The organism is Hyphomicrobium sp., from assembly GCF_051860585.1.
In the GTDB taxonomy this organism is placed as follows: domain Bacteria; phylum Pseudomonadota; class Alphaproteobacteria; order Rhizobiales; family Hyphomicrobiaceae; genus Hyphomicrobium_C.
On record NZ_JBHYDS010000005.1, the window covers coordinates 1 to 24,204 of the forward strand.

Annotated in this window: 25 protein-coding genes; 15 read left to right on the top strand and 10 right to left on the bottom strand. The window is 63.3% G+C overall.

Annotated features, from left to right (window positions below):
• From ACTIFK_RS09180 to ACTIFK_RS09190, 3 genes are all read left to right on the top strand, one after another.
• A partial coding sequence (locus tag ACTIFK_RS09180; protein WP_439542768.1) for an ATP-binding cassette domain-containing protein occupies positions 1 to 347 on the top strand: 347 nt, incomplete at its 5' end.
• The gene (locus tag ACTIFK_RS09185; protein ID WP_439542769.1) at positions 344 to 1,477 is read left to right on the top strand and encodes an ABC transporter permease; all 1,134 of its coding nucleotides are present in this window, start codon (positions 344 to 346) and stop codon (positions 1,475 to 1,477) included. The genes ACTIFK_RS09180 and ACTIFK_RS09185, both read left to right, overlap by 4 nt.
• Before the next feature lie 42 nt (positions 1,478 to 1,519).
• On the top strand, positions 1,520 to 2,233 hold the full coding sequence (locus ACTIFK_RS09190) for a hypothetical protein (protein ID WP_439542770.1): 714 nt from the start codon (positions 1,520 to 1,522) through the stop codon (positions 2,231 to 2,233).
• A 116-nt stretch (positions 2,234 to 2,349) separates the two neighbouring features.
• Here ACTIFK_RS09190 and ACTIFK_RS09195 read toward each other — a convergent pair whose 3' ends face one another.
• The 4 genes from ACTIFK_RS09195 to ACTIFK_RS09210 all read right to left on the bottom strand — a co-directional run bounded on the left by ACTIFK_RS09195 (position 2,350) and on the right by ACTIFK_RS09210 (position 6,582).
• Entirely contained in the window at positions 2,350 to 2,946 is a 597-nt protein-coding gene (locus ACTIFK_RS09195; RefSeq protein ID WP_439542771.1) for a PQQ-dependent catabolism-associated CXXCW motif protein, read from the bottom strand.
• Positions 2,947 to 3,025: 79 nt separating this feature from the next.
• Complete coding sequence (locus ACTIFK_RS09200) at positions 3,026 to 3,895, bottom strand: quinoprotein dehydrogenase-associated putative ABC transporter substrate-binding protein (RefSeq protein ID WP_439542772.1); 870 nt, start codon at positions 3,893 to 3,895, stop codon at positions 3,026 to 3,028.
• Positions 3,896 to 3,945: 50 nt separating this feature from the next.
• Entirely contained in the window at positions 3,946 to 4,563 is a 618-nt protein-coding gene (locus ACTIFK_RS09205; RefSeq protein ID WP_439542773.1) for a c-type cytochrome, methanol metabolism-related, read from the bottom strand.
• A gap of 195 nt (positions 4,564 to 4,758) precedes the next feature.
• Positions 4,759 to 6,582 carry a PQQ-dependent dehydrogenase, methanol/ethanol family gene (locus ACTIFK_RS09210; RefSeq protein WP_439542774.1) on the bottom strand — a complete coding sequence of 608 codons (1,824 nt, stop codon included), beginning with the start codon at positions 6,580 to 6,582 and terminating at the stop codon, positions 4,759 to 4,761.
• A 539-nt stretch (positions 6,583 to 7,121) separates the two neighbouring features.
• Between ACTIFK_RS09210 and ACTIFK_RS09215 the strand changes: the two genes are divergently transcribed.
• Together ACTIFK_RS09215 and ACTIFK_RS09220 are read left to right on the top strand one after the other, a co-directional pair.
• On the top strand, positions 7,122 to 8,099 hold the full coding sequence (locus ACTIFK_RS09215) for a quinoprotein relay system zinc metallohydrolase 2 (RefSeq protein ID WP_439542775.1): 978 nt from the start codon (positions 7,122 to 7,124) through the stop codon (positions 8,097 to 8,099).
• An 80-nt stretch (positions 8,100 to 8,179) separates the two neighbouring features.
• Entirely contained in the window at positions 8,180 to 9,001 is an 822-nt protein-coding gene (locus tag ACTIFK_RS09220) for a quinoprotein dehydrogenase-associated SoxYZ-like carrier (protein ID WP_439542776.1), read from the top strand.
• Between the two features lie 115 nt (positions 9,002 to 9,116).
• On the opposite strand, the gene ACTIFK_RS09225 is transcribed toward ACTIFK_RS09220, so the two are convergent.
• The 4 genes from ACTIFK_RS09225 to ACTIFK_RS09240 form a co-directional block, all read right to left on the bottom strand.
• Positions 9,117 to 9,506: a hypothetical protein gene (locus ACTIFK_RS09225; RefSeq protein WP_439543071.1), complete on the bottom strand. Its 390-nt coding sequence runs from the start codon at positions 9,504 to 9,506 to the stop codon at positions 9,117 to 9,119.
• Entirely contained in the window at positions 9,506 to 10,195 is a 690-nt protein-coding gene (locus ACTIFK_RS09230) for a hypothetical protein (RefSeq protein ID WP_439542777.1), read from the bottom strand. Before ACTIFK_RS09230 ends, ACTIFK_RS09225 begins: the two co-directional genes overlap by 1 nt.
• Positions 10,196 to 10,345: 150 nt before the next feature.
• Complete coding sequence (locus tag ACTIFK_RS09235) at positions 10,346 to 11,356, bottom strand: SMP-30/gluconolactonase/LRE family protein (RefSeq protein ID WP_439542778.1); 1,011 nt, start codon at positions 11,354 to 11,356, stop codon at positions 10,346 to 10,348.
• Positions 11,356 to 11,883, bottom strand: coding sequence for an SRPBCC family protein (locus ACTIFK_RS09240; protein ID WP_439542779.1), 528 nt, complete (start codon positions 11,881 to 11,883; stop codon positions 11,356 to 11,358). Before ACTIFK_RS09240 ends, ACTIFK_RS09235 begins: the two co-directional genes overlap by 1 nt.
• A 188-nt stretch (positions 11,884 to 12,071) precedes the next feature.
• Between ACTIFK_RS09240 and ACTIFK_RS09245 the strand changes: the two genes are divergently transcribed.
• From ACTIFK_RS09245 to ACTIFK_RS09265, 5 genes are all read left to right on the top strand, one after another.
• Entirely contained in the window at positions 12,072 to 13,373 is a 1,302-nt protein-coding gene (locus ACTIFK_RS09245) for a formylmethanofuran dehydrogenase (protein WP_439542780.1), read from the top strand.
• A gap of 89 nt (positions 13,374 to 13,462) precedes the next feature.
• Positions 13,463 to 15,148, top strand: coding sequence for a formylmethanofuran dehydrogenase subunit A (locus ACTIFK_RS09250; protein WP_439542781.1), 1,686 nt, complete (start codon positions 13,463 to 13,465; stop codon positions 15,146 to 15,148).
• A 2-nt stretch (positions 15,149 to 15,150) separates the two neighbouring features.
• Entirely contained in the window at positions 15,151 to 16,062 is a 912-nt protein-coding gene (gene fhcD, locus ACTIFK_RS09255; RefSeq protein ID WP_439542782.1) for a formylmethanofuran--tetrahydromethanopterin N-formyltransferase, read from the top strand.
• Positions 16,059 to 16,856 (top strand): formylmethanofuran dehydrogenase subunit C, encoded by a 798-nt coding sequence (locus ACTIFK_RS09260; RefSeq protein ID WP_439542783.1) that lies wholly within the window; start codon positions 16,059 to 16,061, stop codon positions 16,854 to 16,856. The genes fhcD and ACTIFK_RS09260 overlap by 4 nt, the downstream gene beginning before the upstream one ends.
• A 201-nt stretch (positions 16,857 to 17,057) precedes the next feature.
• Positions 17,058 to 17,258: a hypothetical protein gene (locus ACTIFK_RS09265; RefSeq protein WP_439542784.1), complete on the top strand. Its 201-nt coding sequence runs from the start codon at positions 17,058 to 17,060 to the stop codon at positions 17,256 to 17,258.
• Between the two features lie 11 nt (positions 17,259 to 17,269).
• Here ACTIFK_RS09265 and ACTIFK_RS09270 read toward each other — a convergent pair whose 3' ends face one another.
• Positions 17,270 to 17,446, bottom strand: coding sequence for a hypothetical protein (locus ACTIFK_RS09270; RefSeq protein ID WP_439542785.1), 177 nt, complete (start codon positions 17,444 to 17,446; stop codon positions 17,270 to 17,272).
• A gap of 71 nt (positions 17,447 to 17,517) precedes the next feature.
• Positions 17,518 to 18,261: a DUF1194 domain-containing protein gene (locus ACTIFK_RS09275; RefSeq protein ID WP_439542786.1), complete on the bottom strand. Its 744-nt coding sequence runs from the start codon at positions 18,259 to 18,261 to the stop codon at positions 17,518 to 17,520.
• Between the two features lie 243 nt (positions 18,262 to 18,504).
• On the opposite strand from ACTIFK_RS09275, the gene ACTIFK_RS09280 reads away from it, so the two are divergent.
• The 5 genes from ACTIFK_RS09280 to ACTIFK_RS09300 all read left to right on the top strand — a co-directional run bounded on the left by ACTIFK_RS09280 (position 18,505) and on the right by ACTIFK_RS09300 (position 24,159).
• Positions 18,505 to 18,885 (top strand): DUF2946 family protein, encoded by a 381-nt coding sequence (locus tag ACTIFK_RS09280; protein ID WP_439542787.1) that lies wholly within the window; start codon positions 18,505 to 18,507, stop codon positions 18,883 to 18,885.
• Between the two features lie 97 nt (positions 18,886 to 18,982).
• Positions 18,983 to 21,244 (top strand): TonB-dependent receptor family protein, encoded by a 2,262-nt coding sequence (locus ACTIFK_RS09285; protein WP_439542788.1) that lies wholly within the window; start codon positions 18,983 to 18,985, stop codon positions 21,242 to 21,244.
• 5 nt (positions 21,245 to 21,249) lie between these two features.
• Positions 21,250 to 21,741 (top strand): copper uptake system-associated protein, encoded by a 492-nt coding sequence (locus ACTIFK_RS09290; protein WP_439542789.1) that lies wholly within the window; start codon positions 21,250 to 21,252, stop codon positions 21,739 to 21,741.
• Between the two features lie 16 nt (positions 21,742 to 21,757).
• Complete coding sequence (locus tag ACTIFK_RS09295) at positions 21,758 to 22,807, top strand: DUF1775 domain-containing protein (protein ID WP_439542790.1); 1,050 nt, start codon at positions 21,758 to 21,760, stop codon at positions 22,805 to 22,807.
• A 605-nt stretch (positions 22,808 to 23,412) separates the two neighbouring features.
• The gene (locus ACTIFK_RS09300) at positions 23,413 to 24,159 is read left to right on the top strand and encodes a cupin domain-containing protein (RefSeq protein WP_439542791.1); all 747 of its coding nucleotides are present in this window, start codon (positions 23,413 to 23,415) and stop codon (positions 24,157 to 24,159) included.
• The last annotated feature ends 45 nt before the right edge of the window (positions 24,160 to 24,204 follow it).

Sequence of the window (24,204 nt, forward strand, 5' to 3'; positions counted from 1 at the left end):
GCAACCTCTCCGGCGGCCAGAGCCGACGCGTGGAAATCGCGCGATCGCTGATGCAGCGTCCGGGGTGCCTGCTGCTCGACGAACCGACGGTGGGTCTCGATATCGGTTCGCGTGAAAGCGTGATCTCGATCGTTCGCGGCCTGGTCGCACGCCAGGGACTCGGCGTGTTATGGGCCACGCATCTGATCGACGAGATTCAACCCTCCGACCTCATCGTGCTGCTGCACAAGGGGAAGGTTCTTTTTTCCGGCCGCCTGCCTGAATTCCTCGCCAGCACGGGTGCTGCGTCGCCCGCTGATGCGTTCCGCCTCCTGACGGGCACGCCTGCGACCGCGGAGGCTGCATGAACGTGGACATCATCCGCCAGGGCTCGGCCATCGAAGCGGCGGATACGACACGCCGGCTCGGGCCGATCGCCTATTTCAACTGTTTCCGCGGCATCGTCTGGCGCGAGGTGCTGCGCTTCCTGCATCAGCGCGAGCGCTTTTTTTCGGCGCTGGTGCGGCCGCTGGTGTGGCTCTTCATTTTCGCCGCCGGCTTCCGGCAGGTGCTCGGCGTCTCGATCATTCCCCCCTACGAGACCTACGTTCTCTACGAAGTCTACGTGGTGCCGGGCCTGGTCGGCATGATCCTGCTGTTCAACGCCATGCAGTCGTCCCTCTCGATGGTCTACGATCGCGAGACCGGCGCCATGCGCACGCTGCTCGTCAGCCCGTTCCCGCGCTCCTTCCTGCTGTTGTCGAAACTAGCGGGCGGCGTCGCCGTGGCGGCGATCCAGGCGTACGTATTCCTGGCCATCTTCTATTTCTGGGAAGCCGATATCCCGACCTACACGATCCCTTACGCGCTCTCCTCAAACGGCTCTGCCGAGGGGATCACGATCTCCGGGCAGCTCTTGCTGCTGCTGGTGCCCGCGCTGCTCGTCGCTCTCCACATCCTTAACTCGGTTACGGGCAAATTCTCCGACGCGTTCATGTCCCGTATTTTGTGGGGTGGAACGGTTCTGGAGATCGCGATTCTTGTCGGGGCGATTTTCTATTGGAATCTCGCTGCGCCCTCTATGAACTACATCACCGTATTTCCAGCCCTGCTGCTCGCAGGTCTGATGCTCGGCTCGATCTCGCTCTTCCTGTCGTCCGTCATCAAGCAGCTCGAGAACTTCGCGGGCGTCATGAATTTCGTGATCTTCCCGATGTTCTTCGCGTCGTCCGCGCTCTATCCGCTGTGGCGCATTCGGGAGAGCAGCCCGCTGCTATTCGAGATCTGCCGTCTCAATCCGTTTACCTATGCCGTCGAGCTGATCCGCTTCGCTCTTTACGGACAGATCGGGCCGCGGCTCGAAGACGGCTCTCTCGACCTTACCAATTTGTACGTTTGCATCGGTTATACGGTGTTCTTCCTTGGAGCGGCCATCTATGCCTATAACCCCTCCAAGGGGCTCATCGCCCGACGTGGCGGACCCGGCGGCGCGGGCTGACACGACATCTTCAGCGACCTGGACCAACGCGAGATTAAAAACATGACCAGCACCGCTCGACGCTATCGTATGCCGCTGTTTGCCAACCTACTGATGCTCGGGGCAGGAGCGATGTTAACGGGTGCGCTTGCCACGGCCGCCCGCGCCGGTGGAGAGACCCAGATCGAAGGCGCGAAGGAAGCCGCACCGCCGCCGATCGACATGAAAGCGGAATGGCCGTGCGTTCAGGGCAAGATCGAGAGCATCTCGGTGGGGCAGATCTGGGACGGCCCGCCAATCGAAAACATCAAGGGCTGGTTCCGCGAGAAAGACGTTTCGGACCTGATCGAAGTGCTGTCGAGCCGCCGCGTGCCCGTCGCCGACGGTGAAGCCGCGATCAAGGCGTTCGCCGAAGCGCAGCCGGAGGACAAGCGGGACGAAAAGCTCACGCTCCTGTTCGCGGGCCTTTTCGACAAGATCGCGGGCCAGCGCCGGGTCGTCATGACCGGCATCATGAAATATCAGAAGTCGCAGAAAGAGCGTGCCCGCGAGCTTGAACGCCAGAGCACCGACATCGGCGCTTTGGAAAGCAAACAGCCGCCCGGCATTATCGACGATACGCCCGAGCTTGCCGCCGCGCGCGAGAAGTTCAATTGGGCGCAGCGGATCTTTCAGGAGCGCCAGTCATCCATGCCGCTCGCATGCGAGCTGCCGGTGCTGATCGAGGAACGGCTCTACGCGTTCAGCCACGCCATCCGCGCCAATATGAAAAGCTAGCGAGGCCTGCCGCTGAGTTGCGAAGCGATGGGCATCGAGGCCGCTGGCCTCGCTCATCGCGCTCAACTGGCTGGTGGGACGCCGTGTGAGGGGACGCCGCTTAGGGTCGCTGTGCCCTATGGGACAGGCGTTGCCTTGACGAGGTCGAAGCCGGCCTGTTGCCAGGCATCGGTGCCTTCCGAAAACCAGATCACGCGGCTGTAGCCCCACTCGAGGGCGCGTTTGCCTGCGTTCCAGGACATCCAGCAGTCCTTGAGGCAGAAAAAGACCACCGGCTTGGCCGTGTCGTTGTTCGTGAGCTGCGCGAGCCTCGTCCGGAAATAGCTTTCGAACTCGGGCGATAGCACGCCGTATCCGACGTTCGGCATCCAGTGTGCGCCGTCCATCGTCATGTGCGTCGGATCGCGCCAGACCGTGCCTGCAGGGAGGTTCGGCGGCTTGGGGGCGCGCGGAAAGACGTCGATGAAAACCGCCTCGCCCGCCTTGAGAAGCGCCTCGGCTTCATCCGCGCCGATGACCCGCGCGCCTTTCAGCGTCTTGGGGACGGGTGTGCGGTAGCCGTCGGTCCGGTAGCCGTCGGGTTCAGGGACTTCGCCCTCGGCCGCCTGCGCGGGCGTACCGGCAAGGACAAGAGACAGGGCCGCTCCGGCCAGCAGTCCGCATCGCGCCAAGCGCCACACAACCGCGCCGCCGAGCGCGCTCTTGCGCACCATGTTCGTCCCTGTGCTGGAAGGAGCCTTTGGGAGGAATGCTGGGCACCGCGAGGCGATGGCCTCGGGTGGCCCAGTCCTGTCAGTTCGTGCCCTTGGTCATGCGCGGCTCGGTGATGAGCTTGTTGTCCTCATCGATAATCGGCACGCCGTAGTCCAAGAGGATCTTGTCGATGTCGCCCTGGCGCTTCGTGATCACGTCGTTGATCTCGTGCTTCCAAGCCGTCTCATTGGCGCGCACGCCCATGGTGATGCGATATTCGAGGCGGGGCAGGCCGGGCAATTTTTCTTCCAGCGTCGGCTGGACGCTGAGCTTCTCGCCTTCGCCGTGCGATGCGTACCAGCCGGCATGCGGGCCCCAGAGGATGCCGACGTCGATCTCACCGGAGCGTACGTCGTTGACCATGTCTTGCATGGGGTTCTGGTAGCGGGTGTCGACGATGAACAGATAGGATTTGGCGTCGGCCATCAACCCGGCCTTGGCGACATAGTCCGCCGCGGGCGCGCCAGCCTGAATGCCGACCTTCTTGCCCTTGAGCTTCGGATCCATGATGGACGTCACGCCCTCGAGGCCCGATCCGGGCTTCGTCACGAGCGCGTAGGTCGTGCGGTAATAGGGATTGGTGTTGAGCGTGAACTCATCGGCTTGCACGGTGCCCATGATGAGGTCGCACCGCTTTTCCGAAAGCGTCTTGCGGACGAAGCCGGTCCCCTGCGGGAACCATGTGTTTTCAACGCCCTTGCGCTTCAGTTGCTCGGCGACGAGCTGCGCGATCTTGTTCTCAAAACCCTCGCCCTTCTCATCCGAGTAAGGGAGGTTGGCGGGGGTGGCGCAGACGCGGAGAACATTCCGGTTCACCGCGTCTGCAAGATGGCCTTCAGCGGCCTCGGCGCCGCCAGAGGCGACAGAGAGGCTACCGATCATAACTGCCAGTGCGGCGCGCATTTTCATTTTGTTGTTTCTCTCCGTTTGAAGAGGCAGCGCCGAACTGCCGGGTCTTATCAGCCGCCCGTGCAGCTCTTTTCGTATTCCTGAGCTTCCTTCGGCTTCTCGGCGCGCTGATCTGCGCTCAGACGACCGCCCTGAAGGGCATCGGTCGAGCGAGCACGCAGATAAACGTAAAGGTCGTCGACGTAGCACATGACGTTCGGGTTATCGCCGAGAGCCGGCATGATGTACTTCGTACCAGCGACGTCACGCTCCTGACCGCTGGACACGACCTGAAGGAACTTCTCGTATGTCATGGTCTTGAGGGAATCTTTCAAGGCCGGCGCGAAGGACGAGCCTTCTGCGTTCGGGCCATGGCAAACGTGGCACTCGGCGTGATACCGGCGCCAACCAGAATATGTGTACCAGTCTACCTTGACGACCTGGTCGGTGTTCTCGGGATTGCGCTTGACGTCATAGGTCGGCGAACCGTTGGGGAGCACCCACTTGCCTTCCTCCAACTTCTTGCCTTCCTGGTACTGTTTTTCGAAAGCCGGATCCGGAACGGGCGATTTTCCATCGTCCGCCGCGATAGCCGAACCAACTGAAAGAGTCGCGAGGCTCAAGCCCGCAGCAACGACAAAACCAAATCCAAACCTTTTCACGCGCTCGCCCTTCTTCTTGAACCTCATTGCCATATCTTCCCGTCTGTCAGGAGACAACTCCTAAACCGGGAATTTGGATCTCACGATATGGTCAAAAATTCCTGCCCTGTCTTCAAAACTTGGTGACGCAGCCTCAGCGCACAAGCCCATTTGAAGATTACATTCATGCAACAAACCGGCGCGGGTTTCCCCGCGCCGGCCTGTCTTTCTAACCGATACCCATTAGGGCAGCGTGTAGACCGTGAACGTGCCACCGAGATCGGTGTAGGACTTCAGACCGGCATAGTTGCCGACTGCGCCCAGACCGTCCGTCGGCTTGTCGAGACCAGCTGCGAGGCCGATGCCAGCCCAGCCACCGACGCCCGAGAAGAGGCCGATGTACTGCTTGCCGCCCTGCGCGTAGGTCATGACGTTGCCGATCGAGCCCGAAGGCAGACGATGCTTGAAGAGCTCAGCGCCGTCCTTCTGATCGCGGCACTTGAACCAGCCTTCGAGGGTGCCATGGCAGGCGAGACCGCCAGCCGTGGTAAGAATGCCCGACCACACAGAGAAGGGCTCGTCGTGCTGGTGAACGATCTTGCCAGCAGCGCCATCCCAAATCGTGAAGTGACCGGTGTTCGTCTTACCCTCAGGCGGGAACATCGAAAGCGTAGCACCAACATACGGCTGGCCAGGCGTATACGAAACCTTGAAGGGCTCGTAGTCCATGCAGACGTTGTTGACCGGGATGTAGAAGAGGTTCGTCAGCGGCGAGTAGGCAGCCGGCTGCTGATCCTTGAAGCCGAGAGCGGCAGGGCAGACGTTCTTGGAGTTAACGTCAGCACCGTTGAGGAAGGTCGACTTCGAAGCGACGACGGTCGGACGACCGTAGTTGGGCTTCGACTTGTCCATTTCCACGCCGGTCGACCAGTTCAGGTCTTCGTCGTAGGGCTGAGCGACAAGCAGCTCGCCGTTGAGGCGATCGAGCGTGTAGCCGAAACCGTTACGGTCGAAGTGCGTCAGAACCTTGCGTTCCTTGCCACCGATGTTCTGGGTGGTGAGGATCGACTCGTTGACGCCGTCGTAGTCCCACTCATCGAACGGGGTCATCTGGTATGCCCAGGCGGCCACGCCGGTGTCAGGGTTACGAGCGAACAGGGTCATCGACCACTTCTGGTCGATCTGCTTGCCGTCAGGTCCAGCGCGCTGTGCCGGGTTCCAGGTCGACGGGTTGCCCGTGCCGTAATAAACGAGGTTGGCTTCCGGATCGTAAGAGGCATAGCCCCAAGTCGAACCGCCACCAATCTTCCACTGGTCGCCGGTCCAGGTCTTCAGCGAGGAGTCCTTGCCGACGGGCTTGCCGAGCGACAGGGTCTTCTCAGGATCGACCAGGATGTCAGCGTCCGGGCCCATCGAGTAAGCGCGCCATGCACGCTTGCCGTCGGCCAGGTTGTAAGCCGTCACGTGGCAGCGAACGCCGAACTCGGCGCCCGAGGTACCCATGAGGACCTTGTCGTTGATGATGATGACGAAGCCCGTGTGGGTCTCGCCCTTCTTGGGATCGCCGTTCACGGCCTTCCACTTCTCTTTGCCCGTCTTTGCGTCGAGGGCTACGAGAGTGGTGTCAGCCTGACCGAGAACCAGGGTGTCGCCAGCGATCTGCACGCCACGGTTAACCGTGTCGCAGCACATTACGGGGATGACCGACGGATCCTGCTTCGGCGAGTACTTCCAGAGGATCTTCGGGCCCGACGGGTCCGAGATGTCCAGAGCGAACACGTTGTTCGGGAACGCGGAGTTGAGATACATCCGGTCGCCGATCACGATCGGCGAGCCTTCGTGACCACGAAGAACGCCGGTCGAGAACTGCCAAGCAACCTTGAGGTCCTTGACGTTCGACGTGTTGACTTGATCAAGTTCCGAGTAACGCCAGCCGGCATACTGGCCCTGCTGCATTGCCCAGTTATTCGGGTCAGACGTCGCCTTCTTGACGTCATCGTTCGCCCAGGTGGGCGAAGTCAGAGCGACAGTTGCGAGCAACCCGCATGCGAGTGCACTTCTGCGCATCGCGCTTCCTCCTTAAAGTTCTTGCCACGCTTGCAAGCGGCAGCGAACGACAGCGTGTCACAGCCCAGTTCACGGTTTTAGTTGGGATTTTTCCCTTGTTATTCCGCTGGCTTACGAGATGAAAGCGCTGCACTGAAGCGCCTTCGGAAGCCATCGCTACCGTGCGACCCTTTTAGACACTTTCTCGTGAGGTCCGCAAGACAATCCGTGAGACGTTTTTTCTTGCAACACCTTTAGGACAAGCATTCTGACCCAAAAAAACGCCCATTTCATTGGGCTTTTTTGCGTTGCAGCGAAATTTGCTGCGGCGCACGCCTAGATTTTCGCTTGGCAAGCTGACGCGTGGTCCCATTGATTTTCATTTTCCGATATGCATTATGTTTGCCCCTCTCGTGAATTTTGTGCCTAAGGGTTGTTCCCTCGGAGCCGCTTTTGAACCCCTCTTGAGACCGGCGTCCGGCACTTTCCGCTTTGCCGAATTCCCTTTCGATCCCTACATCTCTGGGAAGGCTATGCTTTTGCTCAGGAAGGATCGGCAGATGCGCGGACATGACGATCGGTCGCTCGATCGCAGGGCGGCGTTAAGGCTCTCCGCCTCGGCCGCACTCGCCGCCGCCGTCCTCAAAATTGGTCCGGCTTGGGCTGAGAAGCCGCCGGGAGACGCGCCGTTCGTCTCCGAGATCGCGCCGGGCGTTTATGCTCACAAAGGCCATGTGGCGCTGTACGGCCCCGCCAACGGGGGTGACATCTCGAACGCGGGCTTCATCGTCGGGCGTGATTCCGTCGCTGTGGTCGACACCGGCGGCAGCGCGCGAGTCGGCGCGAACTTGCACCAAGCGATCCGGTCCGTGACGCAACTGCCGATCCGCTACGTGATCAACACCCACATGCATCCGGACCATGTGTTCGGGAACGCCGCATTCGAGGCCGATCAACCCGCGTTTGTGGCGCATCACAAGATGGCGCGCGGCCTCTCGGCGCGCACCGAGCGTTACATCGCCATCAACAAGGAGGCGATCGGCGAAGAGGCATTTGCCGGCACAAAAATCGTGTTGCCGACGATGCCGATTACGGAGACGACAAAGCTCGATCTCGGCGACCGCGAGATCGTTCTGGAGCCGCAAAAGACGGCGCATACCGATAACGACTTGATCGTGCGCGACAGCCGCACCGGCACCGCATTTCTCGGCGATCTCCTGTTCTCGGAGCACATTCCCACGCTCGACGGATCGATCGTCGGATGGACGGCGGTGCTCAACGCGCTCTCCGCAACGCCTGCCCAGCGCGTCGTGCCGGGCCATGGGCCGCCGTCGATGGCGTGGCCCGATGCAGCCAAGCCGATCCAGCACTATATTCAGGTCATAACCGACGAGATCCGCGTGCTGCTGAAGGACGATCGCACGCTGTCCGACGCCGTCGCCACCGTCGGCCGCTCGGAAAAGGATGCGTGGCAGCTGTTCGACGACTATCATGCGCGGAATGTTTCGGCCGCCTTTGCGGAACTCGAGTGGGAATGATATCCGCTTGCTCGCAATCGGCCGGGCATGACGCACTTCGACGTTGCGAGGCGCGAGCTAGCGCCGAACTGGAGGACGAGATGATCCACGTTGACCGCACGGGCGTGAAAGTTGTGGCAGCGTTGGCGATGGCCTTCGCGATCGCTGCCGGCGGCTGGTTCAGCGCCAATGCCGCCGACGCGGACGAGGACATCTGGCCGGCGCTGCAGAAGGACCTGTTCGGAGATCGCACGGTCGTGGAAGATCCTTCGACGGTGGTGCTCGAAGCGCCCTATCGCGCGGAAGATGCGGCGCTCGTGCCGCTTCTCGTGCGCATTCCAGCCAGCGCTGCGGCCTCGGTGACGAAGCTGTCGCTCGTCATCGACAAGAACCCGGCCCCACTCGTTGCCGACTTCACGTTCGGTCCGGCGGCGGGCAAGGGCGAACGCACGCTCGAGACGCGCGTGCGCGTCGACATGTATTCAAACGTCCGCGCGATCGTCGAAACGGCGGACGGCAAGCTGCACATGGCGACAAAGTTCGTGAAGGCGGCCGGTGGCTGCTCGGCCCCCGCGCTCAAGGACACGGACGCGGCATTGGCCGACGCCGGCAAGATGCAGATCAAGCTTCTGGCGGACGGCGGCGGACAGCGCGAGGCGCAGCTCAGGATCCGCCATCCGCAATATTCCGGGCTCCAGCTCAACCAGGCGACCGGTTACTACATCCCCGCGAAGTTCCTGCGCGTCATCGACGTGCAGCGCGGCGGCGACCGGGTCTTCCGGATGGAGGGCGGCATCTCGCTGTCGGAAAATCCGAACATCCGTTTCACTTACGCCGGCGGTGGCGACGAGACACTGAAAGTCGTCGCAGAAGACACCGACGGGCGCACGTTCACAGGCAGCGCGACGCCCAAGGGCTCGTGATCTCCCTGCATCATCGGATCGAACAAGAAAAAAGGGCGCCGCATCGGGCGCCCTTTTAGTTTGTTCACTCGCCGAGTTTGTTCGCGCATCGGCGCTCACTTGGCCGCTGTCGCGATCAGAAGCAGCTAATTTCGCCTTCGACCTGGGCACGCTTCAGGTTTTCGACCTTGGCGCGGTAGGCAGGCGCATACATGTAGGCCACGCTCTCGCCGCCGCGCTGGCGAACGGCCATGACGGTCTCGGCCTCTTCATATTCCTTGTACGGAAGCGCCGAGGCAATCACGTCAATCGAGCACGCGCACTTGTCGAGCACATCGCGCGATTGACCGTTCACCAGCATACAGCCGTAGATGTAGTCGCCGCGAACGTTGGTCGGATAGTCGTTGACCACAGCCGGGATGGCGGTCGTGGTCTTGGTTGCGCATTCTTCGCCGACAGCGGCCGCGCCGAGCGCGACCAGCACGGCGCCTGCCGCCAGCAGAACTGCCGGAAAACGTCCTGTCATCATTTCGCATCTCCCATGCCAACGAGCTTCACATGTTCGCGAAGCTCGGGGCCAGCCGCCTGCGTGCTCACGAACTCCGATTGCAAGTCAACGAAGTAGCCGGGCACCTGGTTGCTCACAATGATCGTGAATGCGCTTTTGTGAAAGCCCTGCATTTTCTGCGAGCTCGGATCTTCGGCGAAGGGCGTGATGTGCAGCTTGAGCGCATCGACCTGCTTGCCGTCGTAGTCGACCTTGATCTCCTCGGCCTTGGCGGCGCCCAGCGCCTCGCGCATCTTGTGCTTGAGGTACATCTGGCTGCCGCCCGCGAGTGAATTGAACGTCCCCACGGCGCGATCGAGATACCAGATGAAGAGCGGGTTGATCGTCAGGTCCGGCCAGTTCTGCGGATCGCGGGCGTTGTCGCCGGTGAACACCTTGAAGACAACCATGCGGGCGCCCTTGGCGTCCACGTCGGCAACGCCAAGGCGGAGATCGTCGGCGAAGTTCTTGCCAACCAAGCGCTCGTCGGAGCCGGTCTTTTCGAAACGATAGGTGACTTCCTTGCCCTTATCGATGAGATCGAGCTGGCGGGATTCGAACAGGATCGGGACGGCGGACTTTTCCTCGGACGCCTGGGCCGCACCGGGGGCTGCACCAGGCAATAGGGCCAAACAGATCAGGGCCCACGCACGTATCGAGATCGTCATGTGAACTATTTCCTCCTGGAGTGCGCCTGTTCCGGCTGCCTCTTGGGAAGACTTCTAACGCCAGCGGCCGTGCCGGGGCAATCACCCGAACATGAAATCTCGGCAAGACAGGTAACAGCCCAGGCGCGCGCGGCCGCCGCACGGCGGGGGCTAGGGCCTCAAAAACCGGCCAAACGCCCGTGGACCCTGGCCGACCGGGATGCGGGCCGTGACCGCCAGGGTTGCCGCATCAATCCGCTCCAGGCGGTCCGCGTCCCAGCAGGCCACGTAGATCGCCGCCCCGGTCGGGTCGGCCTCGATCCCCTCGGGATAGTCGCCCACGTCGATGGTCTTCACGACCGCCAGTGTCGCTTGGTCGAACACCGTGACGCTGGCCGAATGCTGGTCGGTCACGAAGGCACGGCCGCCCGCGAGGGCTACGGCATAGGGCCGGTGGCCGACTTTGACCGTGCCGATAACCTTGCCCGCGGCGAGATCGATGACGCTGACATCGTCGCTGCCGACATTGGCCGTGTAGGCGCGCTGGCCCGCGGCATCGACCGTGACGCCGAACGGACGCTCGCCGACCGTCACGACGGCCGTGCGCTGCAATGAGCCCGCGTCGATCACGGACACCGCGTTGCTGTCCCGGTCCGCGGTCAGGAGGGTTTTGCCGTCGGCCGTGACAGCGATGCCGGACGGCGACTGTCCGACCTCGACGGTTCCAGCGATTTTTCCGGCTGCCGCGTCGACCACGTAGAGTTTGTGCTCGTACCAGTCCGCCACGTAGACGAGGCCGCTCACAGGGTTGACGGCTACGCCAAGCGGGCCCTGCCCTACGGACAGGCGGGCCGCGATCTTGCGCGCCTCGGCGTCGACGACGACCAGTTCCTTGCTCTCGGGAGATGTCAGGTAGGCCATGCGGCCATCGGGAGAGAGCGCGACGCCGGCCGGCTTGCCGCCGATCTTGATCTCGGCCACGGCAGCCCCAGACGCGAGATCGACAACCGACAGGGAATCGCCGGTCTGATTGGTGACGAACGCTTCCCGCGCCGCTTTCGGCTGATCCGCCAGCGACGCGGGACTTGCGAAGGACAATGCCGAAACCAGCACAGCGACCGTGAGGGGCGCGCGTTTAGCGCTTCGCTCAACCACCGCCGTCGTTCGGCTGGCGCCCGTCATCAACCGCCTTCCAGCTTCTTCTTCAGGGCGGCGAGACCCGTCTGAAAGACGCCGGTGATGGCTTTGACGGCGGCTTCATCCGACAGCTCCGGCGGCGGGTCGTTGTTCACGTAGCCGCGGTAGAACGCCGATTTCCATTCGACGGTCGACTTGTCGCCCGCCGGTGTCACCGTGATGCTGGCGGCATAGTTGGTGACCGGCACGACCTTGACGTCGACCTCGGTGATCTCGTAGCTGACCACCTTGGTTTCGGCGTTGTACTTGGTCAGCTTTTCGAAGATCTGCCCGCCGCCCTCAAGCGTGAGCGTGCGGGTCGCGCCGACCTCGTTGCCGCCTTTGCCTTCGGTCTTGATGAAGGCGGGATGCCAGCTCATGTCCTGGAAATTTCCGACGACTTCCCAGACTTTGTCCGCCGGCGCATTGATCTCAACCGTCTCGACAACCTTCTGCCGGCTCGGCCCGTGCGCCGATGCGGCCAGCGGCCAAACGCAGACCAGCGCCAGCAAAGAAGCAAACAATCTAACCATTCGTATTCCTCCGAGGGATTTCGTCTTTGGCCGCTATCTCTAGCCGGCGCCGGACAATAATGGGCGCGAAGGGCGCGCGCAATCTGTCCGCGCCGGCATAATCCGCAGCGCAACATTTAACGGTGTTGTTTTAGTGGTAAGTCCATGCTTTTGTTCGCCGCCAAATCAAATCACGAGACCCGATCAAAATGACGAATTGGACCCAAGCCAAGGGCCCGGGCGACAGCCCGAAGTCCAACGCGATAACTGATGTCGCCTGCCCTTTCTGCGGTCTCGTCTGCGACGACCTTGAACTGGCCCGTGACGAGAGCGGGCTCAAGGTCACGAAGAACGGGTGCGAAAAGGCCATCGCAGGCTTCGAGCGCAACGTGAACGGCGCCAAGCCCCAGATCGATGGCCGCGATGTGGATCTCGAGACGGCGATGCGCGCCGCGACCGACCTCATCGGCGCTTCGAAGCTGCCGCTGTTCGGCGGCCTCGGCACCGACGTGGACGGCATTCGCGCCGTGATGGCGCTCGCCGACAAGACCGGCGGCGTCGTCGATCACGCGCTGTCAGAAGGACAGTACCGGAACTTCCGCGTGCTCCAAACGCGCGGCTGGGTGATGACGACGCTCACCGAGACCCGCAACCGCGCCGACGTCATCATCGTCGTCGGCAGTGACATCCACAAACTTCATCCGCGCTTCTTTGAGCGCATCGTCAACGTGGAGGCCTCGCTGCTCACCGAACAGCCGGCCAAGCGCACGGTCGTGTTCATCGGCAAGGGGATCGATCAATCGGCGGTCAAGGGGCCGCGCATCGGCAACATCATCACGCTGCCATGCGAACTCAACCGTGTGGGCGAGGTCATCGGCGCGCTTGCGGCCGAGGTGCGCGGCGCGCCGCTCCACGGCGATAGCGTGGCGGGCGTTCCGCTCGCGGATGTGCGCGCGCTCGCCGAGCTGTGCCAGAAGTCCGCCTACCCTGTTTTCGTCTGGGCGCCGCCGAGCCTCGCATTCGACAATGCCGACCTCGTCGTCAGCCTGGTCTCGGATCTCGTTAAAGATCTCAACGTCAAGGGCCGGGCCGCCGGCCTCGCACTCGGCGGCAACGAAGGGGCGATCTCGGCCGGCGCCGTGTCGTCGTGGCAGAGCGGATACCCGCTCCGCATGAGCTTCGCCAGCGGCAAGCCGGACTACGATGCCCTGCGCTACTCCATTCCGAACATGCTGGCGTCGGGGCAAGGGGATCTGCTGGTCTGGATCGCCTCGTTCAGTCCGGATCTGGGCCCGCCCGCAACGAAGATCCCGTCCGTCGTGTTCGGCACGCCGGGGCTCAAGCTGGCGCAAACACCGTCCGTCTATATCCCGATCGGCACGCCCGGCGCGGATCACGCGGGCCGCATCATTCGCGTCGACAACGTCGTCAGCCTGCCGTTGCGCAACCTGGGACGCTCGACCCTTCCCAGTGTGGCCAATCTTCTCGGCGCCATCGAACTTGCTCTCTAAGTTCGGCCCTCTAGTCACATGGTGCTTCATCTTCGTCAGTCGCTTCACTTCCTTTCGAAGCACCAAGCCCGCCTTAAGGACCTAAAGACATGCTGATCAAGTTCACCGGCGGAACCGTCTACGACCCCATGAACGGCGTGAACGGCGAAGTCCGGGACATCTACGCCAAGGACGGCCGCATCGTCGCTACGCCGCAACCCGGCACGAAGATCGACGCCGAGTATTCGATGGCCGGACGGGTCGTGATGGCGGGCGCCATCGATCCGCACAGCCACATCGGCGGCGGCAAGGTCACCATCGGGCGCATGCTGCTGCCGGAAGACCACATGGGCCACGAGGTCGAACGCACCGACCTCACGCGCTCGGGCTGCGGGCATGCCGTGCCGTCGACGATGACAACCGGCTACCGGTACGCGGAAATGGGCTACACGGCCGCGTTCGAGCCCGCGATGCTGCCGGCCAACGCGCGCCAGGCGCACCTCGAGATGGGCGACACGCCCATGATCGACAAGGGCGCGTTCGTGATGCTCGGCAACGACGATTTCTTCCTGCGCTCGATGGCGGAGAAGAAGGATTTCTCGTTCATCAAGGACTACATCGCCTGGACGATGCATGCCTCGCAGGCGCTCGCGGTCAAGATCGTGAACCCGGGCGGCATCAGCGCCTTCAAGTTCAACCAGCGCCAGATGAACCTCGATGAGAAGCATGTCCACTACGGGATGAGCCCGCGCGATATCATCCTGACGCTGGCGCGTGGCCTCAAGGAACTCGGCGTTCCGCATCCGATCCACATCCACGGCTGCAATCTCGGCACGCCGGGCAGCATGCATTCGACGCTGGCGACCATCCGAGGCTCGGAAGGCCTGCCGATCCATCTGACGCACATCCAGTTCCACAGCTACGGCACCGAAGGCGACATGAAGTTCTCGTCCGGCGCGCCGCAGATCGCGGAGCTGATCAACCAATACAAGAACGTGTCGATCGACATCGGCCAGATCATGTTCGGCCAGACGTGCACGGCGTCGGGCGACAGCATGCGCCAGTACGGCAATACGAAGTCCGCCAACCCGAAGAAGTGGGTGGTGATGGACATCGAATGCGACAACGGCTGCGGTGTCGTGCCGATGAAGTATCGCGACAAGAGCTACGTCAACGCGCTGCAGTGGGCGATCGGCCTCGAGCTGTTCCTGCTCGTCAACGATCCGTGGCGCGTCTTCCTGACGACCGACCATCCGAACGGCGCGCCGTTCTACTACTATCCGCATCTCATCCGGCTGTTGATGGACCGCACGTTCCGCAACGAAATGCTGGAGAAACTGCACCCGGGCGCGCAGGCGGCGACGATCCTGAAGTCGCTCGACCGCGAATATACGCTCTACGAGATCGCGATCATGACGCGCGCCGGCCCGGCCAAGAGCCTCGGGCTGCGTGACCGCGGCCACCTCGGCGCCGGCGCGATCGCCGACATCACCGTCTACGCGGACGACACCGACCGCGAGGCGATGTTCAAGACGCCGCTGTTCGTGTTCAAGGGCGGCGAACTGATCGTCAAGAACGGCCGCGTCGTCAAAGTCGTCGCGGGTGCGACCCACGTCGCGCGCCCCGAATACGACCGTGCGATCGAGAAGCCGCTGCGTGAGTACTTCGATCGCTATCACACCGTGAAGCTCGATAACTTCCGACTCTCCGATCAGGAGATCGTCGAAAGCAATTGCGGCCATACCGGTGGGGAATGCGGTTGCGTCATCGTGCAGCCGTGCGGACCAAGGATCTAACTATGAGCGGCAAGACCATCAACGGCGTCGCGATCGACGACACCTTCGCCGAGGCGTTCGGCATGAGCGCGCTCGGCCTCGTGATCACGGCCGACAGTTTGAAGTGGGCGATGATCTCGGCCCAGGTCATGACGGGCTTCGGCACCTCCGTCATCGGCTGCGGCGCGGAATGCGGCATCGACCGTGTGCTTTCGCCCGACGAGACGCCCGACGGACGGCCCGGCGTGCGCGTGCTGATGTTCGGCTTCTCGCCGGATTCGCTCGTGCCGCAGCTGCGCAACCGCGTCGGCCAGTGCGTGCTCACCAGCCCAGGCTCGGCTTGCTACAACGGCCTCGAGAGCGAGACCACGCTCGGCCTCGCGGCCGGTCCGCGTTTCTTCGGCGATGGCTGGCAGACGGCCAAGAAGCTCGGCGACCGCCGCTTCTGGCGCGTTCCGACGATGGACGGCGAGTTCGTCATCGAAGACAAGTGCGGGCTGACGACGGACGCCGTCGGCGGCGGCAACCTCTTGATCCTCGGGCGCGACCGCGCGGGCCTGCTCGAAGCGACCGAAGCGGCCGTCGAGGCGATCAACAAACTCGACGACGTGATCACGCCGTTCCCCGGCGGCATCGTGCGCTCCGGCTCCAAAGTGGGATCGAAGTATAAGGGCGCGGTGGCCTCCACCAACGAAGCGTTCTGCCCCACGCTCAAGGGCGCGGTAACAACGGAATGCAGCCCCGACACGATCGCCGTGCTCGAAATCGTCATCGACGGACTGACGTCCAAGTCGGTGGGCGAGGCCATGCGCGTCGGTCTCAAAGTGCTGATCGACGTCGGCGCCGCCAAAGGCGTGACGCGCGTTTCCGCCGGCAACTACGGCGGCAAGCTCGGCCAGCACCACTATCATCTGAAGGATCTGCTGCCATCATGAGCACGCTCAATTTCAAGCTGCGGCAAGCGCCTGCAACCGCCGTCGATCTTTCGGCGCTCATTCCCAGCAAGCTGGCGGGGCTTTCGACGGGCGACATCGAGGGACTGCCGCTCGGCGCGCTCAAGGTCGGCGATCTCTTCTCGGTTTCGGGCACGCTCAGCGACGCCGTCGTCATCTCCGGCGGATCGCCGCTCCTCGACTACGTGGGCGCGGGCCTCGACGGCGGATCGATCACGGTCGAAGGGCCGGTCGGGGCCTATGCCGGGCGCGGCATGCGGAGCGGACGGCTCGAGATCCGCGGTGACGCGGGGGCCTATCTCGCCTCGAATGCGCGCGGCGGCATCGTCCACGTCACGGGATCGGCCGGCAGCTTTGCCGGCGGGGCGCGTCCCGGCGACAAGTTCGGCATGCTCGGCGGCACCGTGCTGGTCGAGGGCGATATCGGCGAGCGCGCAGGCGAGCGCATGCGGCGCGGCATGATTATCGCGCGCGGCAAGTTTGGCGCGGCGGCGGGCTCGCGCATGGTGGGCGGCACGCTGTGGACCGAGACCGGTTTCGGCCCGCGTCCCGGCCCGCTCCTGCGACGCGGCACGCTGATCGGCCCCAAGGTCGACGACATGCTGCCGACGTTTGCGGACTGCGGACGCATCGACCCGGTCATCCTGCGGATCCTTTCGCGCTCGGTCGCGCAGACGCTGGGTGCGCTGGCGCCAAAGGCGCTGCCTGCGCTCGTGCAGAAGTTCGCCGGCGACCAAGCCACGATCGGCAAAGGCGAAATCCTCCTCACGGGCTGATCCGGCCGCTTCGGGGCCGGCCTTTGCCGCGGGGCTTCATTTCGGGGCTTCGGGCCCCGTTGCGCGATCTCCCGCCTCCCCGGCAAAACCGGATGGCGTGTCCGTGCGTATCTCTTCCTGTAGGGTGACATAACCCGGAGGCGTCATTCCGCTTGGAACGGCGGCCGGACCAGCCGATCGGGGACAGGGAGAGACCGCCGCATGCTCAGCATCATACTTTCAGCGTGCCTGGTGACCGATCCTGGCCAGTGCCGGGATTTCGCGATCCCGCTCGACGTCGACATGGATGCGCAGCAGTGCACGATGGCCGCTCCGCCTTATTTCGCCCAGTGGGCTGAGGAGCATCCGCAGTGGCGGATCCGGCGCTGGAAGTGCCAGCCGACCGCGCTCAACGACATCTGATTTTTGCCGGTTCAGTGCGGCTGCGTCTGCTCGACAGGTTGCGGCGCCGGATGGGGAGCGTTGGCGTATTTCTGGATCGCGATGATTGCACCGAGCGCTACGATCATCGCGATTGCGGTCACGGCGATGGCTGGAATCGACGTTCGCGTCTGGACCGGGACTTTCCTGATTTCGATCTCCTCTTCCATGTCGGTCCTCCAACGTTTTCGTTGAAACGCCGGGAGGGTTGGCGAAGTTCCGGATGTAGCAGGTTTGCTCGTCAGCGGTTGGCGCGCGCTTCCTTACGGGGCGGAAATCCGCCGCTGATCTCGATCATGAATTTCTGACGGATCGCGCGGCCGAAATCGCCGAAGCCGTCGGCGGGCAGAATGAATGAGCCCGGGCCGCCCATGACGTTCTCGCGATACCACTGCTCGAGAGCGGGGCCTTCGTCTCCTTCGAGGATGGGAAGGCCGTTGACGGTCACGCCGGACGCGGCCAGTTCGTCGCGCACGGCGGCCGGCTGCTGTTCAGGATTGCAATTCTCGCGCCCGTCGCCGGAGACGTCGACGATGATACGGAGCGCCTTGGCCGGGATCTGCGGCACGACCTTATCCGAGATCGATCGCAGCATTCCCGAGACGCACGTAAACTCGCCGGTCTGTTGCGGCAGCGCCCTCACCTTGGCCGCGACGGCGGCGGCGTCGGCCGCGTTGGCGATGCGCTGCCAGGGCAGCGACAGGCGCGGTTTGTCCGCCCAGGTGACCATGGCGATCAGGATGCCGCCCTGGGGGCCGCTCAGGATCGCCTTCAGCACTTCCGGGTCTTCGAGGGCCTTGGCGATTCCCTCCATCTGAAGCCGGTAACGATGCTCGTCGACGGAATTGGACACGTCCACAGAGACGATGAGTGCGGTGTCGACCTCGGCCGGCATGTCCGGCGCCTGCGCTTCGGAGACGCCCACGGATGCAACAACCGCCCATGCCGCGAAAACGCACGCAGCGCCCCAAGCCCGAAACTTCATTGTTATTGCTCTTTCGTGATGATCATCTCGGCGCGATCATAGCCTTGCCGGTGGGGTGGTTGCTAGGGCTTCGGCTCGCTGCCACGGCGGAGCGCTGGTCCTGCGGTGTTGCGTCAGAGGCACGCGCGGCGGGCAGCAGCGCCGCCGCGAGCTTGCCAACGGGCATGGCGGCCAGTACCGTGCGGCTCGCCCCTACCGGCGGCATATTTCTTAGCCAAGGTCTCGAAGGACCCAGAGCACCCCGTGTTCACGCGCAAGCACATCAACGTCGTTCTGCTGCTCGTGCTTACGATGCGCGCGCTGCTGCCGACCGGATTCATGCTGCAGGCGGCGCACGCGGGCGACGGATCGTTCGAAATCGTCATCTGCACGAGCGCCGGACAGAAGATGCTGACGGTGGACGCTGACGGAGCCCCGCTCCCGGCCAAGCCGCATCATAACGACCATGGTCTTTGCGCGTTTGCCGCTGCCGGCGCCGCTGCGCTCGTGACGGACGCCCCGCAAGCACTCGTCGACACCGCCGTTTATGCGGCCGCGACGTACACGCTCGCCGTCGCGCTGTTCGACGAAACTCCGAAGCCCGGGAGCACATCTGCCCGGGGTCCTCCACTGCAGCTTATCTGAGTTACGCGTTTCGTAACGCGTCGTCCGTGCCTGCACTTCGCCAAAACCGGCGAAGTGTCGGCAGCTCGATAATCAGTTGCAATTCGGATATTTCAGCATGTGCTTCGATCCTATCGCGCCTGGCCCCGTTCGGGCTTTAGCTTTCAGCAAACGCATTCAAATTCTCACTGCCGCCTCGCTCACAAGCCTGTGCACGGTCGTCTCAGCCCCCGTCTCCGCCCAGCAGAAGCCGGTGGCGACGGAACTGCCTCCTGTGAATGTCACCACGACGACACCCAAGGCCAAGACTGCTGCGAAGAAGACGGCCGCACCGACTTCATCGCCTGCGGTCGTTCCCCCGCCGACCAGCGAAGCGGCAGAGGCGAACGCTTCAGGCAAACTGCCCGCGCCGGGGACGCGCGCCGGCAGTCTCACCGTGCCGACGGCCGCGGAGGCGAAAGCGGATATCCAACTCGCACCCGGCGGCGTCGATCTCGTGCCCGCTGAGGAGTATGCAAAGTCGACCCCAGCGACCACGATCAAAGATGCGCTCGACTATGTGCCGGGTGTGTTCGTTCAGCCGAAGTGGGGTGAGGATTCTCGCGTCTCGATCCGAGGCTCCGGCCTGTCGCGCAATTTCCATTTGCGCGGGCTGCAGCTCTACATGGACGGCATCCCGATCAACACGGCCGATGGCTACGGCGACTTCCAGGAGATCGATCCCAGCGTCTATCGCTACATCGAGGTCTACAAGGGCGGCAACGCTCTACGCTTCGGCGCGAACTCGCTCGGCGGCGCCATCAATTTCGTGATGCCGACGGGTTACGATTCCCATCTGTTCGGCGCGCGCGTGGACGTGGGCAGCTTCGGCTTCCACAAGCTCTCGGTCAGTTCCGGCGGCGTGTCCGGTGCGGCGGATTACTTCATCGCCGGCACATGGCTTGAGCAGGACGGCTTCCGCGACCACAGTGACGGGGAAAGCGTGCGCGGCGTCATGAACGTCGGCTACCGGCTGACGGAGAACGTCGAGACCCGCTTCTACCTCAACGCCAACAACGTCGATCAACGCATTCCTGGAAGCGTGACGCGCGATGCCGCGCTAAACGATCCGAAGGCGGCGGCGCCAATCAATGTGCTGAATGACTGGCAGCGCAATATCGACACCGTTCGAATTGCGAACAAGACGACGGTGCGGCTGATGCCTGGGACGACGCTCGAGCTTGGCGCGTTCAACGTCGACCGGCAGCTCGACCATCCCATCTTCGAATGGCTCGACTACCGCTACGACGACTACGGCGGCTTCGCGCGCATCACCGACGAGAGCCGCATCGGAGGCTTCGCGAACCGCGTCATCGCGGGCGTCAACCTGCATTACGGGACGACCGACGTGAAGCAGTATAAGAACGTTGGCGGAGAGAAGGGCGATCCCACCGTCGATGCGGATGACAAGTCCGGCAATATCAGCGCCTACCTGGAAAACCATTTCTACGTGCTGCCCGACGTGGCGCTCGTCGGCGGCGTCCAGTTCCTGCATGCCACGCGCGAACGCGACGCCGCGTTTGGCGCCGTCAGCGGCGAGACCGAGTTCAACCTATGGAGCCCGAAAGCGGGCATCGTCTGGGATGTTGATCGGGCCTGGCAGGTCTTCGCCAACGTGTCGCGCAGCGCGGAGGTGCCGAGCTACGGCGAAAGCGTATCGGGGCCGCCATTCCTCATGCTGCCGACGATCCCGTTCACCGACATCAGAGCCCAACGCGCCACGACCTATGAGATCGGCACGCGCGGCGCGCGGCCGAACTTCACCTGGGATCTGGCGGCCTATCGCGCCGAGATCGACAACGAGCTGATGTGCTTCTATAGCGCGTTCGGCAACTGCAACGTGTCGAACGCCGACAAGACGGTTCATCAGGGACTGGAGATCGGCTTCGGCGTCGCCGTGCTGCAATCGATCTTCGCGGATGGCCCGACGCCGGACAAGCTGTGGCTCAACACCGCTTACACGCTCAACGACTTCTACTTCGACAACGACGCGACGTTCGGCAACAACGAGCTTCCGGGTGCGCCGCGTCATTTCCTGAGGGCCGAGTTGCTCTACAAGCATCCGAGCGGCGTCTACTTCGGGCCGAATGTCGAATGGGTGCCCGATGCCTACTATGTCGACAGCGCCAACACACTCGAGACGGCTGCCTATGCGCTGTGGGGCGCCAAGATCGGCTTCGACAACGGTGGCCCAATATCCGCTTATATCGAGGGCCGGAACTTGTCGGACGAAGCCTACATCGCCAGCGCCAGCATCATCGACCGCGCGAACCCGAACTCGACCTTGTTCGAGCCCGGTACGGGACGCGCCATTTACGGCGGCGTGCAGGTGAAGTGGTGAGATCCATGCGCTCGCAACGCTCTGGATCCTCCCGCATCTCAGCGGCGCTGCTTGCGTGTGCGGGGATGGCGCTGAGCGGCGCCATCCCCTTCCCGTCGCCCGCGCTTGCGCACGATGACGCCGCGTCGATCCGAGAGGTGATCGGCAGCACCTGGGACAAGCCTGGGAGCAAGGTCGAGACGCGCCCGGTGGTCGTCTCCGGCGATCATGCCGTGGCGAGTTGGACGCAGGGCGACCGCGGCGGGCGCGCGCTTCTTCGCCGGAACGGCGGCATCTGGACCGTCGCGCTTTGCAGCGGAGATCCGCTAAGGTCTGCCGGCTGGCTTGCGGAAGCGGGCGTTCCGCATGCGGACGCCGACCGCATGGCCAACGCTCTCGCGACTGCCGAGGCGCTCGAGCCTGCCGAGCGGCGCGCAAAGTTTTCGCTGTTCGAGGGAACCGTCACAGGGGACGCGCCGTCACACCATCCTGCGCCCGTTCCGCATCATCAGCATTGAGCCAAAGGCCTGCATCATGATCATCCAACGTAAACTTCCGTCAGCCGTGCTTTCCGCCGCGCTCCTCGCGATCGTGGCATCGCCGCATGCCCAAGCGCACGTCTCGCTCGAACGACCGGAAACCGAGCGCGGCAAATCCTACAAGGCCGTGATCAAGGTGCCGCACGGATGCGAGGGCAGCGCGACGCATACCGTGCGCGTCGAGATCCCCGAGGGCTTCATCGGCGTGAAGCCGATGCCGAAAGCCGGCTGGACGATCAAAACGCAACGCGGTGACTATGCGCGCTCGTACGGCTATTACCACGGCCCGCTCAAGGAGGGCGTGACGCAGATCGAATGGTCAGGCGGCTCGCTGCCGGACGATTATTATGACGAGTTCATTGCGTCCGGTTATGTCGCCAAGGAACTCGAAGCCGACGCACTCTATTTCAAAGTCGTGCAGGTCTGTGACAAGGGCGAACTCCGCTGGGTCGACATTCCGGACAAGGGCGTCGATCCGCACGCTCTCGCTGCGCCCGCTGCCGTGCTCAAAATCGCCGGCGGCGATGCGCCTGAAGCCGAGGAGCACGATCACAGCAAGCACCAGCATGGCGACGCCAAGGCGGCCAAGGGAGCCGCCGCGGAGGGCGCAGGACAGGCGGGGGCGGGCGCGCTCGCGATCGAAGGGGCCTGGACGCGCGCGACCGCCGAAGGAGCCAAGGTCGCCGCCGGCTACCTCACGCTTCGCAATACGGGCGCCAGCGCCGACACGCTGCTATCGGTTTCGACACCCGCAGCCGAACGCGCCGAAATCCACGACATGACCATGACGGACGATGGCGTCATGCGCATGCGCCACCTCGCCGACGGGCTCGAGATCCCGGCCGGCGGCACCGTCGAGCTGAAGCCCGCCGGCATGCACCTGATGTTTCTGGGGCTCAAGGAGCGTCTCGTCGAAGGCGGCACGCTGCCCGTCACGCTGACCTTCAAGAGCGGCGCGGTCACGACGGTCGCGCTACCGGTCCGCGCACTCGGTGCATCGAGCGGGGGCGGGAATGAAAGCGGCCACGACCACAGCCATCATTGAGCCGGCTGCGGTCAAGCTTCTGGGTTATTAATTGGGCTTCTGGGTCATGGGTTGAGGATGGATCGGAGCGTTCGCCGTTGACGGCGAATGCTACTCCCTCGTCATCGCTTCCTTGAGGCCGGTATCGTTGCCTCTCCAGCGTGCAACCGCTCTGCGGCGGCGCTCAAGTTCTTCCGTCCAGGGAAAGCGAATGTAGGCCGGGATGTCTGACGCTTTGATCGCATGCTCTCTCAGTGAGAGGTAAGCTGCAGTCGATGTCCTATTGCTAAGAGCGGCTGAGTTTTCCATGAGGCGAGCACTCCTTGCGCTTCATTTTCTCAGTTGCCGGGCGACAACTCTCCACGTTTCGCCCGGTTCCCTCGTCCTGTGTTGGCCGATCATTTTCGGCTCGGTCGTAGCTCCTCGACTTGAAGTCCAGTGCTCCCCGTGGCCCAATTAATAGTTCGCGCATGAGGCGGCAAAGAGGCATTTGTCCCGCGCCACTTCACAACATTGTCAGGCACATCGACCGTCGCGGAGACGCAAAACTGCAATGACGCAGCGCAACATTTCGACGACGTGATACGTCAAAGCGCCTCAACCGCAGAGGCTTACAGGAGATCAAGATGACACGCTTCGTGCGCCTCGCTTGGGATGGCGCAGGTGATCTGGAAGATTGGGGCGCGATGCCCGGTGACGAATTGGTCGCAGGCACAGGACAACAGCATGGCCGCCTCTGGCTCGACGACGCGGACACCGGCTTGATGGTCGGCGTCTGGCATTGCACGCCGATGACGGGCCGCATGGATGCGTGGTCAACGAACGAGGTGATGGTTCTGCTGGACGGCGCCGTCACGATCGATCACGCGGATGGCTCTTCGATCACCGTCTCGAAGGGCGAGGCGTTCTTCATTCCGAAGGGCACCCTTTGCTCGTGGCGGCAGGAGGTCGATCTCAAGAAGTTCTTCGTCATCCATTCCGACAGCTCGGGCCTGAGCGCGGCGGACCCAACGGCGCTCAAGGCGCGCAAGATCGATTTCGGCGCAGCGCTCACGCCCTCCGAAGGACCGCCCGCTTCGTTGCTGGTTGGGCCGGCCCCGGTCTGCCACGAGAGCGTCGCGTTCACGGATCTGACGGGACAGCTCTGGGCCGGCATCTGGTCGGCGACGCCTTACACGCGACAGCCGGTCGTGTCCGCACGCCACGAGCTGATGCATGTGGTCGACGGCGAGATGACACTGTCGGACGGACATGGGCGGGCGGAGACATTCGTCGCGGGGGACACGTGCTTCGTGCCCAACGGCGCCACCGCCGGCTGGTCGAGCACGGTGCCGGTACGCAAGCTGTTTGCTAGTTTCACGCCGAAGGCGTGATCGGGCAAGTTTCACGCCTGGAGCGTGAGCGGGGCTAGAAAACAA

Coding starts and splice junctions, on each gene's coding strand:
- ACTIFK_RS09185 (WP_439542769.1), top strand. CDS start 344: ATGAACGTGGACATCATCCGCCAGGGCTCGGCCATCGAAGCGGCGGAT.
- ACTIFK_RS09190 (WP_439542770.1), top strand. CDS start 1,520: ATGACCAGCACCGCTCGACGCTATCGTATGCCGCTGTTTGCCAACCTA.
- ACTIFK_RS09195 (WP_439542771.1), bottom strand. CDS start 2,946: ATGGTGCGCAAGAGCGCGCTCGGCGGCGCGGTTGTGTGGCGCTTGGCG.
- ACTIFK_RS09200 (WP_439542772.1), bottom strand. CDS start 3,895: ATGAAAATGCGCGCCGCACTGGCAGTTATGATCGGTAGCCTCTCTGTC.
- ACTIFK_RS09205 (WP_439542773.1), bottom strand. CDS start 4,563: ATGAGGTTCAAGAAGAAGGGCGAGCGCGTGAAAAGGTTTGGATTTGGT.
- ACTIFK_RS09210 (WP_439542774.1), bottom strand. CDS start 6,582: ATGCGCAGAAGTGCACTCGCATGCGGGTTGCTCGCAACTGTCGCTCTG.
- ACTIFK_RS09215 (WP_439542775.1), top strand. CDS start 7,122: ATGCGCGGACATGACGATCGGTCGCTCGATCGCAGGGCGGCGTTAAGG.
- ACTIFK_RS09220 (WP_439542776.1), top strand. CDS start 8,180: ATGATCCACGTTGACCGCACGGGCGTGAAAGTTGTGGCAGCGTTGGCG.
- ACTIFK_RS09225 (WP_439543071.1), bottom strand. CDS start 9,506: ATGACAGGACGTTTTCCGGCAGTTCTGCTGGCGGCAGGCGCCGTGCTG.
- ACTIFK_RS09230 (WP_439542777.1), bottom strand. CDS start 10,195: ATGACGATCTCGATACGTGCGTGGGCCCTGATCTGTTTGGCCCTATTG.
- ACTIFK_RS09235 (WP_439542778.1), bottom strand. CDS start 11,356: ATGACGGGCGCCAGCCGAACGACGGCGGTGGTTGAGCGAAGCGCTAAA.
- ACTIFK_RS09240 (WP_439542779.1), bottom strand. CDS start 11,883: ATGGTTAGATTGTTTGCTTCTTTGCTGGCGCTGGTCTGCGTTTGGCCG.
- ACTIFK_RS09245 (WP_439542780.1), top strand. CDS start 12,072: ATGACGAATTGGACCCAAGCCAAGGGCCCGGGCGACAGCCCGAAGTCC.
- ACTIFK_RS09250 (WP_439542781.1), top strand. CDS start 13,463: ATGCTGATCAAGTTCACCGGCGGAACCGTCTACGACCCCATGAACGGC.
- fhcD (WP_439542782.1), top strand. CDS start 15,151: ATGAGCGGCAAGACCATCAACGGCGTCGCGATCGACGACACCTTCGCC.
- ACTIFK_RS09260 (WP_439542783.1), top strand. CDS start 16,059: ATGAGCACGCTCAATTTCAAGCTGCGGCAAGCGCCTGCAACCGCCGTC.
- ACTIFK_RS09265 (WP_439542784.1), top strand. CDS start 17,058: ATGCTCAGCATCATACTTTCAGCGTGCCTGGTGACCGATCCTGGCCAG.
- ACTIFK_RS09270 (WP_439542785.1), bottom strand. CDS start 17,446: ATGGAAGAGGAGATCGAAATCAGGAAAGTCCCGGTCCAGACGCGAACG.
- ACTIFK_RS09275 (WP_439542786.1), bottom strand. CDS start 18,261: ATGAAGTTTCGGGCTTGGGGCGCTGCGTGCGTTTTCGCGGCATGGGCG.
- ACTIFK_RS09285 (WP_439542788.1), top strand. CDS start 18,983: ATGTGCTTCGATCCTATCGCGCCTGGCCCCGTTCGGGCTTTAGCTTTC.
- ACTIFK_RS09290 (WP_439542789.1), top strand. CDS start 21,250: ATGCGCTCGCAACGCTCTGGATCCTCCCGCATCTCAGCGGCGCTGCTT.
- ACTIFK_RS09295 (WP_439542790.1), top strand. CDS start 21,758: ATGATCATCCAACGTAAACTTCCGTCAGCCGTGCTTTCCGCCGCGCTC.
- ACTIFK_RS09300 (WP_439542791.1), top strand. CDS start 23,413: ATGACACGCTTCGTGCGCCTCGCTTGGGATGGCGCAGGTGATCTGGAA.